Source organism: Cobetia sp. BL01, assembly GCF_056493605.1.
Window position 1 is genome coordinate 146117 of sequence record NZ_JBVBEE010000001.1, and the last position, 18097, is coordinate 164213.

16 protein-coding genes are annotated in these 18097 nt (G+C 64.0%); 3 read left to right on the plus strand and 13 right to left on the minus strand.

Going from position 1 to position 18097, the window contains the following annotated elements:
• Positions 1 to 65 precede the first annotated feature (65 nt).
• From eutC to ACZYGA_RS00585, 3 genes are all read right to left on the minus strand, one after another.
• Positions 66 to 953, minus strand: a complete 888-nt coding sequence (gene eutC, locus ACZYGA_RS00575) for an ethanolamine ammonia-lyase subunit EutC (RefSeq protein WP_279876049.1) — start codon at positions 951 to 953, stop codon at positions 66 to 68.
• Positions 950 to 2356, minus strand: coding sequence for an ethanolamine ammonia-lyase subunit EutB (locus ACZYGA_RS00580; protein WP_404625292.1), 1407 nt, complete (start codon positions 2354 to 2356; stop codon positions 950 to 952). The genes eutC and ACZYGA_RS00580 overlap by 4 nt, the downstream gene beginning before the upstream one ends.
• A 295-nt stretch (positions 2357 to 2651) precedes the next feature.
• Positions 2652 to 3584 carry a MurR/RpiR family transcriptional regulator gene (locus ACZYGA_RS00585; RefSeq protein WP_404625290.1) on the minus strand — a complete coding sequence of 311 codons (933 nt, stop codon included), beginning with the start codon at positions 3582 to 3584 and terminating at the stop codon, positions 2652 to 2654.
• Positions 3585 to 3748: 164 nt separating this feature from the next.
• Here ACZYGA_RS00585 and ACZYGA_RS00590 point away from each other — a divergent pair, with 164 nt between their 5' ends.
• The 3 genes from ACZYGA_RS00590 (at position 3749) to ACZYGA_RS00600 (ending at position 7172) form a co-directional block, all read left to right on the plus strand.
• Positions 3749 to 5077, plus strand: a complete 1329-nt coding sequence (locus ACZYGA_RS00590) for an aspartate aminotransferase family protein (protein ID WP_404625288.1) — start codon at positions 3749 to 3751, stop codon at positions 5075 to 5077.
• 64 nt (positions 5078 to 5141) lie between these two features.
• On the plus strand, positions 5142 to 5714 hold the full coding sequence (locus ACZYGA_RS00595; protein WP_404625286.1) for a carboxymuconolactone decarboxylase family protein: 573 nt from the start codon (positions 5142 to 5144) through the stop codon (positions 5712 to 5714).
• 201 nt (positions 5715 to 5915) lie between these two features.
• On the plus strand, positions 5916 to 7172 hold the full coding sequence (locus tag ACZYGA_RS00600) for an NAD(P)/FAD-dependent oxidoreductase (RefSeq protein WP_176494388.1): 1257 nt from the start codon (positions 5916 to 5918) through the stop codon (positions 7170 to 7172).
• A gap of 28 nt (positions 7173 to 7200) precedes the next feature.
• Here ACZYGA_RS00600 and ACZYGA_RS00605 read toward each other — a convergent pair whose 3' ends face one another.
• The 10 genes from ACZYGA_RS00605 to ACZYGA_RS00650 form a co-directional block, all read right to left on the minus strand.
• Positions 7201 to 8307: a glycosyltransferase family 4 protein gene (locus ACZYGA_RS00605; protein WP_176504023.1), complete on the minus strand. Its 1107-nt coding sequence runs from the start codon at positions 8305 to 8307 to the stop codon at positions 7201 to 7203.
• A 330-nt stretch (positions 8308 to 8637) separates the two neighbouring features.
• Positions 8638 to 8832 carry a hypothetical protein gene (locus tag ACZYGA_RS00610; protein ID WP_141392035.1) on the minus strand — a complete coding sequence of 65 codons (195 nt, stop codon included), beginning with the start codon at positions 8830 to 8832 and terminating at the stop codon, positions 8638 to 8640.
• Between the two features lie 326 nt (positions 8833 to 9158).
• Complete coding sequence (locus tag ACZYGA_RS00615; protein ID WP_084208247.1) at positions 9159 to 10331, minus strand: glycosyltransferase family 4 protein; 1173 nt, start codon at positions 10329 to 10331, stop codon at positions 9159 to 9161.
• Positions 10332 to 10449: 118 nt separating this feature from the next.
• Entirely contained in the window at positions 10450 to 11568 is a 1119-nt protein-coding gene (locus tag ACZYGA_RS00620; RefSeq protein WP_176504022.1) for a hypothetical protein, read from the minus strand.
• Positions 11569 to 11576: 8 nt separating this feature from the next.
• Positions 11577 to 12380, minus strand: coding sequence for a glycosyltransferase family 4 protein (locus ACZYGA_RS00625; protein ID WP_404625282.1), 804 nt, complete (start codon positions 12378 to 12380; stop codon positions 11577 to 11579).
• A gap of 52 nt (positions 12381 to 12432) precedes the next feature.
• A complete protein-coding gene (locus tag ACZYGA_RS00630; RefSeq protein ID WP_176504020.1) occupies positions 12433 to 13449 on the minus strand; it encodes a phosphoribosyltransferase in 1017 nt (338 codons plus the stop codon).
• The gene (locus ACZYGA_RS00635; protein ID WP_404625280.1) at positions 13446 to 14567 is read right to left on the minus strand and encodes a glycosyltransferase family 2 protein; all 1122 of its coding nucleotides are present in this window, start codon (positions 14565 to 14567) and stop codon (positions 13446 to 13448) included. Before ACZYGA_RS00635 ends, ACZYGA_RS00630 begins: the two co-directional genes overlap by 4 nt.
• Positions 14557 to 16035, minus strand: coding sequence for a lipopolysaccharide biosynthesis protein (locus tag ACZYGA_RS00640; protein WP_404625278.1), 1479 nt, complete (start codon positions 16033 to 16035; stop codon positions 14557 to 14559). The genes ACZYGA_RS00635 and ACZYGA_RS00640 overlap by 11 nt, the downstream gene beginning before the upstream one ends.
• On the minus strand, positions 16026 to 16877 hold the full coding sequence (locus tag ACZYGA_RS00645) for a WbqC family protein (RefSeq protein WP_404625276.1): 852 nt from the start codon (positions 16875 to 16877) through the stop codon (positions 16026 to 16028). Before ACZYGA_RS00645 ends, ACZYGA_RS00640 begins: the two co-directional genes overlap by 10 nt.
• 3 nt (positions 16878 to 16880) lie before the next feature.
• A complete protein-coding gene (locus ACZYGA_RS00650) occupies positions 16881 to 18023 on the minus strand; it encodes a DegT/DnrJ/EryC1/StrS family aminotransferase (protein ID WP_077374068.1) in 1143 nt (380 codons plus the stop codon).
• Positions 18024 to 18097 lie beyond the last annotated feature (74 nt).

Genomic DNA, 18097 nt, shown 5'->3' on the forward strand with positions numbered 1-18097 from the left:
CCTAGTTTCCGTCAAGCATTGTCATTGTTGGATCGGGAGATTCCCGCTGATGCGCTGCCATCCCGTCAGGACAGCAGGAAGTTCTGGATACCGCCCCCGCTCTCCAGCGAGTTGTCACCACTTCTGTCCTTGAGCCCCACCCCGGTGAGGCCGAGCTTGCGGGCCTCGCACAGCAGGTAATGCAGCCGCTGGGCGGCCATGGCGAAGTCGAGCCCTGCCGGGCGCACGTTGGAGATGCAGTTGCGACTGGCATCACTGAGTCCGACGCGCGGCTGCCAGGTGAGATAGAGGCCGAGGCTGTCCGGTGAGCTGAGACCGGGGCGCTCGCCGACCATCACCAGCACCGCCCGCGCCCTGAGCAGTTCACCGACTTCATCGCCGATCGCGACCCGTCCCTGCTCCACCACGCTGATGGGTGACAGCGTCCAGGCATCCGGACCCTCCTCGGCAAGCGTTTCCAGCAATGCCGCGATGAAGGGCGCGGCGTTGTTCTGGACCGCCAGAGACGACAGCCCATCGACGATCACGATGGCCAGATCCGCAGGCTCCGGTGCGAGGCTGGACAATTGCTCACACGAGGCCGCATCGAGACGTCGCCCATAGTCGGGGCGTTGCAGATAGGTGGTGCGATCCACGGCGCGACTGTGCAGGCGCTGAAGGTCAGGGGCGTTCTCGAGTGCAGGTAGCTGATTGAGATCCTCGATCAGTCGGGGAATCTCCAGCGGCAGATGGACGGCGTCCTGCGCGCGGGCATGCGCCAGCTGGAATTCCAGCGAGCGTTGGGTCGGCAGGCTGATGCCGGCGCGGCCCAGGCCGATGCGCGCATCCGTGAACTGCCCCAGCAACTGCCAGGCATTGGGCGTGACGATGGCGGGCGATTCGCTGACAGCCGTTCCCTGCTGGCCCTCGCGAGCCGTGGATGACGCATCACTGGCGGAAGAGTCATGGCTCATGCATCACCTCCGGATACCTGACGCAGGGAATCGGCAAAGCAGGACGGCATGTCAGCGGGCAGCTTCTGCTGGGCGACATCGGTGAAGATCTGCATCTCCTCGAGCCAGGCGGCGAATTCCGGCGCCGGGCCCAGGCCCAGCACCCGTCGTGCATAGAGAGCATCGTGGAAGGAGGTGGTCTGATAGTTGAGCATGATGTCATCGGAGCCGGGGATGCCCATGATGAAGTTGCAGCCGGCCACCCCGAGCAGCGTCAGCAGGGTATCCATGTCGTTCTGGTCGGCATCGGCATGATTGGTGTAGCAGATGTCGCAGCCCATCGGCAGGCCCAGCAGCTTGCCGCAGAAATGGTCCTCAAGCCCCGCGCGGATGATCTCCTTGCCATTGAACAGATACTCGGGACCGATGAAGCCGACCACGGTGTTCACCAGCAACGGCGAGTACTTGCGGGCCACCGCATAGGCGCGTGCCTCGCAGGTCTGCTGGTCCAGGCCGTGATGGGCATCGGCGGACAGCGCACTGCCCTGGCCGGTCTCGAAATACATCACGTTGTCGCCCACCGTGCCGCGCTTGAGCGACAGCGCGGCCTGCTGGGCCTCCGCCAGCACGGAAAGCTCGACGCCGAAGCTCTCGTTGGTGGCCTGGGTGCCGCCGATGGACTGGAAGACAAGATCCACCGGAGCGCCCTGCTCGATGCATTCAATGGTGTTGGTGACGTGGGTGAGCACGCAGGACTGGGTGGGGATTTCGTATTTCTGGATCACTTCATCCATCAGACGCATCAGCTTGATGCTCTGGGCCACGTTGTCGGTGGCCGGATTGATGCCGATCACGGCGTCGCCGTTGCCGTAGAGCAGGCCATCGAGAATGCTGGCAGCGATGCCGGTGACATCATCGGTGGGATGGTTGGGCTGCAGACGTGTGGAGAGATGGCCGCTCTTGCCGATGGTATTGCGAAAGGCCGTGACCACCTCGCACTTCCTGGCGACCAGAATCAGGTCCTGATTGCGCATCAGCTTGCTGACCGCCGCGGCCATTTCGGGGGTAATGCCGGCACGCACCTGCGCCAGCACCGCGGGCGTCGCGAGATCACTCAGCAGCCAGTTGCGGAAGTCGCCGACGGTGAGATGGGCGATCGGCAGGAAGGCTACCGGATCATGCTCATCGATGATCAGGCGGGTGATGTCGTCCTGTTCGTAGGGAATCAGCACGTCGTCCAGGAAGGTCTTGAGGGGCAATTCGGCCAGACACAGCTGAGCGATCACTCGCTCCTCGGCGGTTTCCGCGATCACGCCAGCAAGGCGATCTCCTGAGCGGGCGGGGGTCGCCTTGGCCATCAGCTCGGCCAGACTGGCGAAGCGATGGACCTGACTGCCCAGGGTGTAACGGTATTCGCGACTCATGGGTGATTCCTTGCACTGACAGATGTCATTTCATCTCAGTCGTTTTGCAGGAATCACGCCAATTTCTTCAGGCCCCTCTTTGGTCCTGCACATGCCTGCAGACCCCACGCTGCAAGGCGTGCCTTCATGACTGACACGCCTGCACGGCGAGAGTGAACATCGCCGCGGCGACACTCTCGCACCAGATTGGCGCGCATTCAGTCATTCGCGAATGGAGGCGAGCAGACAGATGCTGCCAATTGGTGCGCCCGCCCAGCCATGCCGCGTGAGATGGGACAAGTGCATCGGCGCCAGATCAGCGACGTGCGCCTCCCAGCTCCGTGATGATCGCCTCGCGCTGCTTGAGCGAGGCCACGCCTGCCTCTCCCAGCTTGCTGGCCACCTCGCTGAGCAGACCTTCGGCGAGAAACATGAAGGCGCTCATGCTGTTGCTGTAGAAGAGGCTGTGATTGGGCACATGGAAACTGTGGCGCGCCAGCGGCTCCAGCGGGGAGCTGGCCGAATCGGTCAACGCGATCACCACGACTCCGCGTTTCACTGCGACCTCGGCACAGGCCACCACGCTTGGGGTATAGGGGAAGCAACTGGCCACCACCAGCACGTCGCCGGCCGTCAGCTGGGCCAGCGCATCCGCCACGCCCTGACGACTGGCATCCAGCGGCGCCACGTCCGGGCGCAGCATGCCAAGTCCATAGGCCATGAACAGTGCCAGAGAATTGAACTGGCGCATGCCATGCAGGCGCACGCGCGGTGCCTCGGCCAGCAAGGTGGTGGCGGCCTCGAAGGCCGCGGCGTCCACCCTCTCCAACATGCCGAGAATATTGGCGCTTTCCTGGCGCCCCAGTCGTGCCAGCTGTGCCATGGCGGTGCTATCCGCATCACGTGACGAGAGTTGCGCCGCCTGGGCGCTGTAGAAATGCTGGCCATCCGTCACGGCCTGACGGAAGACAGCCTGAAACCGGCTGAAGCCCTCATAGCCCAGGCGCTGCGCCAGACGCGAGAAGGTCGAGGCATTCACGCCGGTCATCTCCGCCAGCTGGCTGATGGAAGATACCGCCGTGCGCTGCGGCGATTCGATCAGCACGGCCAGCACGCGTCGGGAACTCGCGCCGAGGCGGATCTCCACCTCACGACGATCGATCGCCACCAGCAGCTGCTTCAACCCTTCCAGGGTCTCCGGCGGCGAGTCAGGGGATGCGGGCCCGGGGGCTCGGGAGGATGGGGGCATGGGATGCCTCCTTGGCAAGGGACAGGACAGATGGCGGCAACGGTAGCATCTCTGGCTGGTCGAGTCCGAAGGCACAAGCGACACATGCAATTATTTATTGCATAAACGACAAATGCACTACATATTTGCATTACGCCTTCGCGCCCCCGCCCCACGGAGCCCCCATGAGCCACGTCTTCCATCGCAACCTCCATCAGGACTACCCCACCGCCGTGCAGGGCGATGGCCCCTACATCGTCGACCGAGAGGGTCGCCGTTATCTGGATGCCAGCGGTGGCGCTGCCGTGTCATGCCTGGGCCACAGCGATGAAGCGGTAGCTCAGGCCATCAAGGATCAGGTCAGCCGACTGGCCTACGCGCATACCTCGTTCTTCACCAGCGAGCCGATGGAGCAGCTGGCCGACTTCCTCATCGAGCGCGCCCCCGAGGGGCTAGAGTCCGTCTACTTCGTCTCCGGTGGCTCGGAAGCGGTCGAGGCGGCGCTCAAGCTGGCCCGTCAGTATTTCGTCGAGATCGGCCAGCCCCAACGCAAGCATCTGATCGCGCGGCGGCAGAGCTATCACGGCAATACGCTGGGCGCGCTGGCCACTGGCGGCAACGCCTGGCGCCGCCAGCAGTTCGAGCCGCTGCTGATCAACGTCAGTCACGTCAGCCCCTGCTACGCCTATCGGGACCAGCAGCCCGACGAGACGCCCGAGGCGATGGGCGTGCGTCTCGCCGCCGAGCTTGAGGCGGAAATCCTGCGGCTGGGCGGTGAGAACGTGATGGCCTTCGTGGCAGAGCCCGTCGTGGGTGCCACCCTGGGGGCCGTCACGGCGGTGCCGGGCTACTTCACGCGCATCCGCGAGGTCTGTGACCGCTACGGCGTGCTGCTGATTCTCGACGAGGTGATGTGCGGCATGGGACGCACCGGCAGCCTGTTCGCCGCCGAGCAGGAAGGTGTCACGGCGGACCTGATCACCATCGCCAAGGGGCTGGGCGCCGGCTATCAACCGATCGGCGCGACCCTGGTCAGCCAGCGCATTCGTGACGCCATCGCCAATGGCTCCGGCTTCTTCCAGCACGGCCATACCTACATCGGCCATGCCACCGCCTGTGCCGCGGCACTGGCCGTCCAGCAGGCCATCGAGTCCCGCGAGCTGCTCACACGTGTCAACGTCCTCGGCGAGGGACTGCAAGCACGCCTGGGCGAGCGCTTCGCGGACCACCCGCACATCGGCAACATCCGTGGTCGCGGCCTCTTCCAGGGGCTGGAGCTGGTGGCGGATCGCGACAGCAAGCGCCCCTTCGACCCTGCCCTCAAGCTGCACGCACGCCTCAAGAAGGCCGCCATGGCCGAAGGCCTGATGTGCTACCCGATGGGCGGCACCTTGGATGGCCGCCAGGGCGATCACATCCTGCTGGCGCCGCCGTTCATGCTGGAAGACTCACATCTGGACGAGATCACCGACAGGCTGGGGCGTGCCATCGACACCACCCTTGCCAGCCTGTGACGGCTCAGCTGCAGGCGCATTGCCTACCCACGATCTTTGAATGGATTTGAATGGAGTGACTTTCATGGCGATCACATCGCGCCTGACCGAACTGGATGAGGCCAGCATGAGCGAAGCCCAACGTGAGGTGATCGCCGAGATTCTCAGCGGCCCGCGCGGCAACCTCGACGGCCCGTTTCTGGCCTGGGTCCACAGTCCGGAGCTTGCCAATCACGCCCAGCGCCTCGGCGCCTTCTGCCGCTACGCCACCGGCCTTGAGCTGCGCCTGAGCGAGCTGGCGATTCTCACCACGGCGGTGTGGTGGAAGTCCCAGGCGGAATGGCAGATCCACGCGCCGATCGCCGAGCAGGCCGGTCTCTCGCCGGATGTCATCACGGCACTGCGCGAGGAGCGGGAGCCTGAGTTCGACCGCGATGATGAGCGGCTGATCTATCGCGTCACCCGCGCACTCTACGCCGAGCGACGTATCGATGATGCGCTGTATGCCGAGGCCGTCGCGATGTTCGGCGAGACGGTCGTGGTCGAACTGGTTGGCATACTGGGTTACTACGCTCTGGTGGCGATGACGCTGAATGTATTCGCCGTGCGGCGTGGCGATGACATCCCGCTGCCCTTCGAGGAGCCGAACGGCTCCTGAACCGCTCGCCGCAAGTCGCTCATCGCCCGGCGCCCATCGCCCTGGCGGACACGCTGCCGAAACGCAGGACGCCCTTGCCGAGATTTCCCCTGCGAGGCATGCTCGGGTTGTCACACTCTGCGCCCCGGCTGACTCCGGGGCGCGATGCATTGCGGCGCAAGCACCCCGACAACAACGACAAGACAACATGGTGAGCATTCGATGAGTGATAGCGAACACACGGAAGTGGCCGTGATCGGCGCGGGCGCCGTCGGTGTCGCCTGCGCCCTGTGGCTGCGGCGCAGCGGCCACGAGGTGACGATGATCGAGCGCGAGGGCATCGCCAGCGGCACCTCCTTCGGCAATGCCAGTACCCTGGCGGATTATGGCTGCCTGCCCATCGCTCGCCCCGAGATCTGGCGCAGCATGCCCTCGCTGCTGCTGTCACCTGACTCCCCCTTCGTCATCGACTGGAAGTGCCTGCCGAGACTCTCGCCCTGGCTGATGCGCTTCATGGGTCAGTGCAACGCCACGCGCTTTCGAGCCAACAGCGAGATGCTGGCGCGTCTGCTCAGTCACACCTACGAGGACTATCAGCCGCTGCTGGACGCTGCCCCGGCGGCGGCCGGGATGATTCAGCGCAAGGGCTGTCTATATGCCTACGGCAAGGCCGAGAACCTGCAGGCCGCACAGGGCGATATCCGGCTGCGTGACCAGCTCGGCATCCAGCAGCAGGTACTGACAGCGGACGAGCTGATCGCGCTGGAACCCGCCATGGCAGGCCATACCGCCGGCGGCGTGCTGTTCCCCTCTTCCTGTCATCTGGATGACCCGCAGGTGTTCATCGATACCCTGGCCGCTCCGCTGCGTGAGGAGGGCCGACTCGTCACCGCCGAGGTCACCCGCCTGAGCTCTCAGGCCTCCGGCATGCTGCTGGAGTACGCCGACGGCAGACGGCTGATGGCGGACCGCGTGGTACTGGCGGCCGGGGCCTGGTCGGCACATCTCGCCCGCCAGATCGGCGACAGGATTCCGCTGGATACCGAGCGTGGCTACCACATCGAATTCGATCTCGAGCACTCGCCGCTCAACCGCCCGACCTGTCCGGTGGAGAGCGCCTTCTACATGACGCCTCTGCGAGGCGCCGAAGGGCCGCGTCTGCGAGTGGCAGGCACCGTGGAGTTGAGTTCGCTTGCGGGGCCCGCCAACCCGGCCCGCTTCGACTATCTGGAAACCCGAGTGCGCAGGGTGCTGGGACTGGATGCTCCAGTAGCCCGGCGCTGGCTGGGCTTTCGCCCCACCCTGCCGGACTCCGTGCCGGTGATCGGCCCGTCACCCAACGAGCCACGCGTGATCCATGCCTATGGCCACCAGCATATCGGCGTGACCCTGGCGGGCGTGACCGGGCGACTTGTCAGCGAGTGTTTAGCCGAAGGCTTACCTGACTGGCTGGCACCCTGCTCCCCGGCACGTTTCTGATATTGCGCGAGGCATTCTAGGCCGAGCCTCAGGATGCCTTGTCCAGCACCCGCTGCCCGGGCAGCATGCGCGCCAGCAGCTGCTGCCACTCGTCACACAGGACGTCGGCATCGAAGCGTGCCGCGTTCTCGCGCGCCAGCAGGGACATCTGCTGGCGCCGCGGCGCGTCCTCGATCAGCAGGCAAAGCTCACGCGCCAGTGCCGCAGCATCTTCCACATCCACCAGCACGCCACTGCCGCCCTGGAGGATCTCCGCCGGGCCGGTCTCGCAGTTGGTGGAGACCACGGGAAGACCGAAGGACTGCGCCTCCAGCAACGTCATCGGCAATCCCTCCCAGCGCGAACTCATCGCGAACAGCGCCGCCCGCTGATACTCCTCTTCCACCCGGGAGGTGCGACCGACGAAGACCACGCTCTCGCTCAGTCCCAGCGTCCAGGCCTGGGCCTTGAGGGCGTTCTCATCCTCTCCCCAGCCGACGATGCGCAGTCGCCAGTCCGGATGTTGACGGGCGACCCTGGCCCAGGCCTCCAGCAGGACATCAAATCCCTTCTGCTCGGTGAGGCGGCCGACGGCCAGCACGGTGCGCGATGCCTGAGTCGGCGCATTCTCCTGGGGGATGCGCGGCACCGGATTCCAGATCGCCTGCACCTTGTCGGTGATGCCATAGCGTGCACGCCACGCCGTGGCGTCCCGCTCGGTCAGCACCACGATGGCATCCGCCAGACGCACCGCGGTCGAGCGCCCCACCGTGCGCAGGTGCGAGCCATGATGCGTGCCGAGATTGAAGTGCTCCCAGCACACCAGTCGCGAACGCACGAAAGGTGCCCATGACGCACAGAAGGCGAACAGGATGGAGTCCACCAGAATCACCGCATCCGCCTGATGGCGGCGCACCTTGGCAAGCAGACCTGAGCTGATGCCCATGAAGCGGCGCACGCTACCACGCGCTTCCTTGAGCTTGAGCTCACTGGTCATGACAGCGTCATCGAGATGAAAGGAGGTGGTCGCGGGACCGAACAGGCTGGTGATGGCGACATCATGTCCCGCGCGTGCCAGTCCACTGGCGATCTCGCAGGTCACGCGTTCCGTACCGCCGTCACTGGAAAGATTGCCGACGATGAACAGGATCTTCATTTCTCATGCGCTCCGTGCAGGGAAATTCACGCAGGAGAGTCGTGTCCGACAGGTACAGCCAGGGGCGCGATGTACCTGACATGACACTCTCCGGCGCAGAAAAAACCCGCCACCGACGAATGTCGATGGCGGGGTCTATTTTGAAGGGCTATTTCGAGTGGACGATATCGAGTGAGCCATTTCGAAAGGCTAGCTCGGAAGCCAGTTCGAGGGGCTCTGGCGAGAAGCCATGTCCGGGGGCTCTGGCGAGGGTCGATCACGCATGGCCATCGCGCTGTCTCGCCTGACAATCGCGAGCTCGGCACGGTGTCATCAGACATCATGCGTCGCTCAGGAGGAGGCTCTACCGCCCGGCTTCGCCTCATGCAGAGCTGGGTGATGCTCCCTGTCGGAGACCTGGTCAATCACGCCACAGTCCTCGCAATGATAGCGAGGCGGCAGCCCGATCAGCCGCTGCCACCAGTGGCGCTTGATACGGTGCACGCTGGCACCGCCACATTGGGTGCAGAAACGATATCCACGCATGATGACTCTCTACTCCATGTATTCTCAGATATCCCGAGCACGACCCCGAGATGCTTCCATTACGTGCATGGCAACTGGCAGGACAGTCAAATGGCGCAATCGCCATCATGCGCTGCCCTCTACTCGGCAGACTGACACCGCGGGCTCGCGCCGTGTGGGCGTGGTAACGACAAGGCGATGACGACGTGAAGGCAACGGCGGCGCAGGCACCAGAAGGATGACGGCCTGACAGGTAACGTGGTCTGTCCATTATGCGCCTCTCGCGCGCACGCCGTTTCCGATATTCGCCGCACTGCATAGCAGCAAATCCGTCATGCTTTCGCCGCTCAGGCCGGTGACATCGCACCGCGCCCCCGTCCGATTTCCGGCGCCAGGGTGTGCTGCATGCACCCGAGATAGGCCCGTACCACGATGGCCTGATCGAACTCGCGCTCGATACGCTCCCGTGAGGCCAGCCCCGCCGCCTCCAGGGCCTCGCGGGGCATTTCCAGGCAGGCCTGCATGTGCTGCTCGAGAGAGTCGATGCTGCCGGCCTCGCACAGCCAGCCAGTGGCCCCCGGCAGCACCGAGCTGCGACAGCCGGGCACGTCGCTGACGATGGCGGGACGCCCCATCGAGGCCGCTTCCAGTACCGTACGCGGCATGCCTTCTCGGTAGGACGGCAACACCAGGATGTTGGACTCGGCCAGGAACGGCCTGACATCACGCTGTTCCCCCAGATAATGCAGCACGCCCCGCGCACGCCACTGGGCGATTTCCTCGTCACTGATCGCGGTGCGGTTGCTGATGCCCGACGGTCCGATCAGCCAGAAGCGTGCCTGGGGATAGCGCTCATGCAGGCGTTCCGCCGCTGCCACGTACTCCCGCACGCCCTTGTCGGCGATGAGCCGCGCGACCATCACGAAGGTCAGCGGCGGGCTCTGGGGCTGTTCGGTGAAGGCGAAGCGTTCAGGGTCGATCCCCGCACCGGGCAGCACCACGGAAGGTGTCGACTTCTGCAGCCCCATGCGCAGGAACAGCGCCTGGTCATCCCGGTTCTCGAAGAACACGCAGCGTGCGCCGCGATTGGCGATGCCGTAGAGCGCCCGTACCCGGCGGAACAGCCAGCTGTCGTGGAGGAAGGCGGTGCCCAGTCCCGAGACGTTGTTGGTGTAGGGGATGTTGAGCAGGCGACAGGCAAGCCCCGAGTAGATATTGGCCTTGATGGTGAAGTTGAGGACATAGCGTGGCCTGAGCTTGAGCAGCGTCATCAACAGCGCCATCAGGCTCTTGCCCTCACCCACGAGTGACGTGCCCTTGCCTTCCATCCCCAGCGGCCGATGCTCGACCTTGAGCTCATCGACCAGGCGCGCGCTGTGTGCATCGGTGGGAGCGAGACACACCACGCGATAGCCCGTGTCGCGCAGGCCCTCGATGACACCGCGATGGAAGTTGTAGAGGAAGAAGGACGAGTTGGAGACCAGCACCACCGTGGCGGGCCGGGAATCTGATGTCGGCATGTGGCTATCCTTGGCATGTGATGCAGAGGAACAAGCGAGGGGCACGGATCGCCTGCCCGGTGATCTGCCAACCACATGAGCGGCGGGAAGTGTGCGGGCAGGCGATCAGCGCGAGGCGTCAGTCGAGCAAGGCCGGGCGGCGTTCCTGCTGCCAGCGGCGAATCAGCCCGGTGTCGTAGGCCATGCAGACCACGTAGATGACCAGGAACGGGAAGCGGTAGCGCACTGCCGTCCCGTAGTTGAAGACCACCAGTCCATAGATGGTGAAGGCGCCGATCAGGTACAGCAGCCAGAAGAGCGTCTTCTCGCGCTGGACCTGCCAGCATTGCAGGGTCAGCCAGACGAGGAAGACCACCACCAGCAGATTCTCGCCGGCCTGGATCAGCTGCAGCGGGTTGGTCGCCTCCCAGGGCAGCGGTTTGATCAGGAAGTACAGCGCTCCCTGGATGCCCGTGACCACGAAGTCGCCGAAGCCCTGGATGATCTCGATATCCTCCTTCTTGCCGCCATCCTCGATGTACATGGCCGCACGGAAGAAGTTGATCTGGTCCACCGCCAGCGGGTAGATGATCAGTACGCTGGCGACCAGGCCGACCAGCAACCAGCAGAAACGCTTGAGAGAGAGGCCACGACGGCTGACGTCGTAGACCACGTAGACGCCGAGGAACACCAGCATGATCAGCATGTTCTGGAACTTGATCAGCCACAGCGGCATCAGCATCAGCAGTGCCCAGCCCGGTCGCCGATCGATGGCCAGCAGGAAGCTGGCCAGCATGAAGCCCGTCACCAGGGTATCGCGCAGACTCAGCGAGCTGTAGAGCACCAGACTCGGGTAGCAGAGCAGGAACAGCAGCACCGCATGCGAGATGATCCCGCGGCGTAGCATGACCATCAGCCCGCCGATGTAGAGAAACTTGTTGAAGAATCCCAGACTGGAAATCGTCTCCACCAGCGGCAATGGCACCAGGGCCAGCAGGCTCGAGGAGGACGAGACGGTCAGCGCATGGTCCACCGAGTCCCAATCCATGCTGCGAAATGCCATGACTTGTCTCCAGTAGCGAAACTGGTCCGGCATGTATTCCGGCGAGAACAGCACATTGTTGAGCAGATAAGGCACCAGGCTGCTCAGACTCAGGATGATCGCGACGTTGCGGGTCACCCACCCGCGCACGAAGCCCACCATCACCAGTACCAGGCAAAAAAGCAGATTGGGCAGGTCGAGCAGTATGGCTTCCATGAAACGGCTCAGTCCCTGACGTCGGTGTGTGTAGCAGACAGGCCGGCATTGGCCGAGACGCGATACGTCGCCGATGCCCTGTCACCCGCAAACGCGGTGACCGGCACGACCTGCGTGTCCCGTCCCTGCACGCGTGCGGGAGTCGCGGACACGACTGACGGGCTGTCTTCCAGCTCTTGCGTGTTCATGCCTGCCGCCTGCATCAAGAGCCACAGGCACCGCATCAAGGGCCCTTCTTCCAGCTCCCCGGCCGCAGACGATTCCCCAGCGTGCGCCGCGCCACCGATGCGCTGTGGCGCGAGATCCAGTTGCGCGGTATTCGCCTGCGGGATGCCTGCCTCGCTGGCCAGTGCCTGAGTGATCGCCTCGCTGGCCCCGATCACCAATGCCGCCTGCGGATACTTGAGCGCCATCGCACGTCTTGCCGCGTCGCGACGATTCCCCGCCGCTGCCAGCTCCTGCGCCAGCGCCACGACGTGGTGGATGACCACCGGCACGCGTCGCCGATTGAGGCGCGCCGCCTTGAGCGCCGTCAGGTTGGCTTCCAGACCGCTGGACATCAGCACACAGGGCTTGTGGCGCGCCAGGTAGCGCGTCAGGGCCAATGACAGGGCCAACGCCCCCTGCCTGCCAAGCTCCACCAGACGCACGCCATGCGCCAGCGACGTGACGACTTCTTCCTCGGCATGCGGCAGTACCACATCCACCTCGTGTCCCAGGCGGGTCAGACCCGCGGCCAGCGCCAGCATCTGACGAGTCTCGCCATGATCGGAGCCGGCCGAGACGAATAGCGCCATCCTGTGCGTTTTCATAACGATTCCTTTGCAGTGGATGGACACCCCCGAGGGGGTGTCCGCGCGAGGTTCATGCCACTCGCTGGAAGACGCCCCGTGCCTGACGCTCCCAGGAAGCCGGCAGCAGCCTCATCACCCGGCGGATGCCACGCTTGCATTGGCGTGTCATCCACTTGCCACGCTGCAACTTCAGCATGGCCAGCCATTCGGGGTTGACCATCTGCTGGGCATCCACGCAGTAGACCGGCTTGCCGGTCATCTGCGCGATGCTGCTGGCCTGCCCCACTTCACTCTCGATGAACAGCCGACAGCCCGACTCGCGGTAATAGCCGGCCTTGTGGCTGGCATGACAGCCCAGTTTCAGTCGCGCTTCCTTGCTCGGCAGATCCAGCATGATCAGTCGCTCATAGGTCACGTCATGGCGCGCAAGCCAGGCCTCCGTCTCGGGGCGGTACTTCTCGAGACGGTTGGTGACCAGCGAGTGCACCCGGTAGGTGGGCAGATGCAGCGGGGTCGCCTCGAGCAGGAATCTGCGATAGCGCGGGCCGTCATCGTTGTCTTCGGGAGAAGGATCGAGACACAGCACGCCATCGATATCCACGCAGGCATCCTCCAGTGCCGGATGGTGGAAGAGGTTCCACTGGAAGGCGCGCGGGTGTTCGAGCTCGACGAGCGCCAGATCCACTTCATTGGTGACCCCGGGGTTGGCGTAGATCACGCAGGTCATGATCTCGCAGGGGCAATCCGCCGGGATGCGCGCCAGGGAGGCCTTGAGCGAGGCACCGCTGTTGAGGCTGTCATCCACCAGCAGCACGCGACGATAGGCCCAGGCGGAACGTGTGCCTTCCTCGGACACCTCGCCGGCGGTGGACTCGCGCAACTTGCGCGTGATGCCCTTGCCGGGCACGCCATCCGCCAGGAAGGTATCGAGATCGGTACAGGCGCGATTGAGCATCGCGCTGATCATGTAGGCCGGCACCATGCCACTGCGCGGAATGCCGACGATCAGGTCGAAGTCCCCTGCCTGCAGGCGTGACATCTGACTGGCGATGTCACGGCCCAGATCGCCGTAGCTGCGATAGTTCATGCCGCTGCCTCCGTGTCCTTCGCCTGCCCGGGCGTGGCAGCCTTGCGACGCGTCAGCTTGGCGAACATGTCGCGGCGGACCAGCGACAGCACCTTGTTGCGCTGCATGTGGTGCAGATAGCCCAGCCCGCGGCGGAAGTTGGCGAGGCGCTGCTGGGTGGTGCCGGGCGCCATCACGTACTGCTTGAAATAGTGATAGAGCGGGATATACAGGGTGTCGGCTTCCGGCAGCGTGCGCGTGGCGCCATAGAAGGTGTCGATGGCGGCCAGCATGTCGCGCTGGTAGCGCTGCTCGACCTCATGGTCCTGCTGCTGGGAGGTCCAGGAGCCCTTGGCGTTGCGACGATAGACGCAGGCGGCATCCTCGTAATAGAGCGTCTCACCCAGCAGCGCCATGTAGGCCTGCAGGAAGAAGTCCATGATCGGCGCACCACGGTAGGATTCCAGCATGGCGTCCACATGCGACTCCACGCGGCGGAAGGTCAGCGCCGGTGACGGAATGGAGCCGCCCCGCAGCCCGATGATGGCCTCGGGGGAGAGACGCGCGACGCTGTCGGCATAGCGGCAGATGATCGAATGCTCATCGCGATGCTCGTCATACTCGATGGCCGGGTGGAAGCACACGGTGGCACGCGGGTTGGCATCGAACAGCGCCACCTGACGCGCCAGCTTGTCGGCCTTGACCCAGTAATCATCCCCTTCGCAGTAGGCGATGATGTCGCCACGCATCACCGGCATGCAGAAGGTGATGGGCCACACGTGCTGCGAGTACTGGTTCACGTCCTGCAGGATCGGCCGGATGATGGAGGGGTAACGCGCGGCATACTCCTCGATGATCTCGCGCGTGCCATCGGTGGAGGCATCATCATGCACCACGATCTCGAAGGGAAACCGCGTGTGCTGCATCAGAAAACCATCCAGCGCCATCGCGATGTAGTCGCCGTGGTTGAAGGCGAAGCACATCACCGAGACACGCGGCGTGGAGAGATTCCCCTCCCAGTTCGCCATGATGGTGGCTTCATCCGCCGGTGCCGGGGGAACCGGAATCGGCCCTTCCTCGAGGGCGCCCCCCGTGACCGGGGTACCCTGCGCCTGGGAATAGCTCACTTCAGCTAGCATGAAGATTCTCCACTTTCCGTTGTGAAAGACGATCTCGTATCAGACCAACACCCGACTGCCAGGCCGGAAAGCGCAGCAGGCAAGAGAGCAACAGGTAACTTGCGCCGGAGAGACATCCCAGTCCCAGCAGCGCCGCCCACGGAGACCAGTCTGGCGATGCCGCCAGATGCTCCACCGCCAGCCAGCAGCAAAGCGCGATGGCCGATGACAGCATCAGGCTCGGCAGGAAGTCGGCGCACTGCTCGCGGATGCTGTAATCGATCAGCGTTCGCGAGAACCACGCATTGGGGATGTAGGACAGCACCGCCACTACGATCTGACCGATCAGGATCGCGATCACGCCGTGTTGCCAGGTAAATACCAGCACCACACAGATCAGCAGCTTCTTGATCACCTCAAGCCCCAGGAACAGGTCCGAGCGTCCCTTGACCTGAAGCACATTGAGATTGAGGGCACTGAGCGGATGCATGACCGCGGCGATGCACATCAACTGCAGGTTGGGCACGGCGTCCAGCCAGCGGTCGGGGAACAGTGCCTCGAACAGCGGTCGGGCCAGCGCCGCCATCAGCAGCACCCCGGGAAACAGCAGGTAGACCATCAGCTGCAGGATGCGCCGATAGGCATCCTTCAACCGCACCGGGTCGTGCTGGATGCTGGCCAGGGCCGGGAAGGTCACGTTCTGGATCGCGGTTACCAGCTGATTGATCACCAGCTCCTTGAGGCGATCCGCAAAGAAGAACAGCCCCGCCACCGAGGCCGAGAACAGCTTGGCGATCACCAGCACGTAGAGATTGACGAACACCACGTCCAGCATGCGCGACAGGAACATCTTGTAGCCGAAGCTGAACATGGCCTTGAAGGCGTCCATGTCGAAGGTCAGGCGCGGACGCCAGCTGCCCCACCACCATAGCAGCGCCGTGGTCACGAAGGCCGCCGTCAGCATCTGGCCCGCCAGCGCCCAGACCCCGAAACCCAGCCAGCCCAGCAACACCGCGACGCTGCCCGAGATCACGCTGCCGGGGATGCCGGCCTTCATGCGGGTGCGAAAATCCAGTGCCCGGTTGAGCATCGCGCCCTGGATCACCTCGAAGGCGTTGATCAGCACCACCAGCCCGCCGATACGCACCAACATCACAAGCCGTGGTTCAGCGTAGAAATCGGCAATCAACGGAGCGCTGAGATACAGCAGCGCATAGGCCACCACCCCGAAGCCGATGTTGCTGAAGAAGGCGGTGCTGGCATCACGCGGGCCGAGAGCCGGCAGACGCAGGATGGCCTGCTGCAGGCCCGAATCCATCATGGCCGAGGCGATGGTCAGGAAGACCAGCACCATGGCCATCAGCCCGAAATCCTCCGGCAGCAGCAGACGGGCCAGCAGCAAGGTGACGATGCTGGCCATGCCACGGCGCAACAGCTGATCCATGAAATTCCACAGGATGCCCACGGTCGTCTTTTTAGTCAGTGACACGTGGCAACGCCTCCGGCTGCTTCTCGTGAAGAGGGGAGCGGGCGCGAAGCAGGCTCTGCAAGCGACGGCTGCCAGAGCTGATCCATGCCCTCAGCGGCGGGCCCCCAGGGTGCATCTCCTGACAGCAGGGTGTACTCCGCCAGCCGCGAGACGACGTCGGCGGGCGAGCACCACATCAGCACATCGATGATCGAGAGACTGCCGACGAACTCGCCCTCGCGTGCGCCGGGCGCCGCCTGGCGGTAATCACGCGGATGGCTGGAGAGAAAGGACAGACGTAGCTCTGCCTGCTCGAAGGCCTCCCCCCGGTAGAGCTTGCGCCCGCCGATACTGTTGACGTAGCCGCGCCCGCCGCGCTGGCGGGAAAGTTCGATGAGACGGTCCTGCGCCGACTGGCTGCGCTCGTAGTCCATCTCGCTGGTCAGCGCGAAGCGACACTCGAGCCCCAGATAGCGGCAGATCGTCTCGAAGCTGAACTGGCACAGCGCCCCGATGCGGCGATCCTCATGCATGAGAATCGTCTGCAGCAGCGGCATGACCTCTGCGTAATGCGGCGCCTTGGCATAGGCATGGTGCAGAGTGGTCAACAGTGACTGAGGGGTAGGCGCGAACGACAGCTCGCTGATGCGCCGATTGGGTGAGGCATCCGGCACCGACAGCGTGAAGCGATGGGCCTTGCCGCCCAGCAGCACGCTGTTGCGGTTGATGTAGCCACGCGGAATGTCGGCGACGTCGTCATAGTAGGCGACGTCGTCATAGATGAGGAATTCGTCACAGGCGTGCATCAGCTGGAAGTAGCCCAGATGCGGCAACAGATAGGGTTGCATGATCGCGATGTTCATCGTTCAGGCTGCCTTCTGATGCCGATCGACGATGACGCGCACCGCGGCGAGAATCTCGCTGACCTGAAGTCCCGAGAACAACGGCAGACACAGGATACGGCTGGCGATGTCTCTGGAATGCACGATCTCGGGCTGCTGGAAGTCCGCGTCCTGCAGGTCTGCCGCCGGTCGCCCCAGAAATGCCAGTGACTCCAGCGACGGGCAGAAATAGCGCCGCGGCTGGTAGCCTTCCCGCTCCAGACGCTGCATCACCTCCAGCAGGACACTTTCGCTTTCCAGAATGATCGGGAAATAGGCGTAGTTGAGGCTGACGCCCGGCTGACGTGCCTGAAGCTGCACGTTGCCCTGAAACGCCTGGGCATAGGCATGCCAGACCAGCGCGCGGCTCTCGAGGTTGCCCTCGATCTCGTCGAGCACGCACAGCCCCATGGCGGCCTGGAACTCGTTCATCTTGGCATTGATGCCCAGCTCCTCGATGCACTCGGGACCGGTGATGCCGAAGTTGATCATCTTGCGGGCACGCTCCAGGTCTTCCTTGCGCTTGAAGATGATCGCGCCGCCCTCGATGCTGTGGAACAGCTTGGTGGCATGGAAGCTCAGGGTGCTGGCATCCCCGTACGACAGCAGGCTGTTGCCACGGTAGGTCGCGCCGAAGGCATGGGCGCCGTCATAGATGACCTTGAGGTCGTGCTCTTCCCCCAGCGCATCGATGGCTTCCACGTCACAGGCGTTGCCGAACACGTGCACCGGCACGATGGCGCGGGTACGCGGCGTGATGGCTGCCTCGACCTGTGCGGGGTCCAGGCACAGGGTGGCAGGATCGATGTCCGCGAAGACCGGCTGCATCCCTTCCCACTTCAGACTGCTGGCCGTGGCGATGAAGGTGAAGGGAGTCGTGATGACCTCGGCGGGTTCGCGCTGCCCGACCACGTTGTTGATCCCCAGCGCGCGATAGGCCACCTGCAGTGCCAGGGTGCCATTGCTGACCAGCAGCAGATGCTTGACGCCCAGATAGGTCTCCAGGCGCCGGGTCAGCTCCTGCTCCAGCGGGCCATGATTGGTCAACCAGCGGCTCTGGAAGATGGCATCCACATAACGATCGAAATTCTTCCGCTCGGGAAAATAGGGGCGCGTCACCGTGATCATGATCTCGACTCCTTTCGTGCATCAGACAATGGGTGGTAGCTCATGGGCCCCTGTCAGGTCGCGAGTGCCAGGGG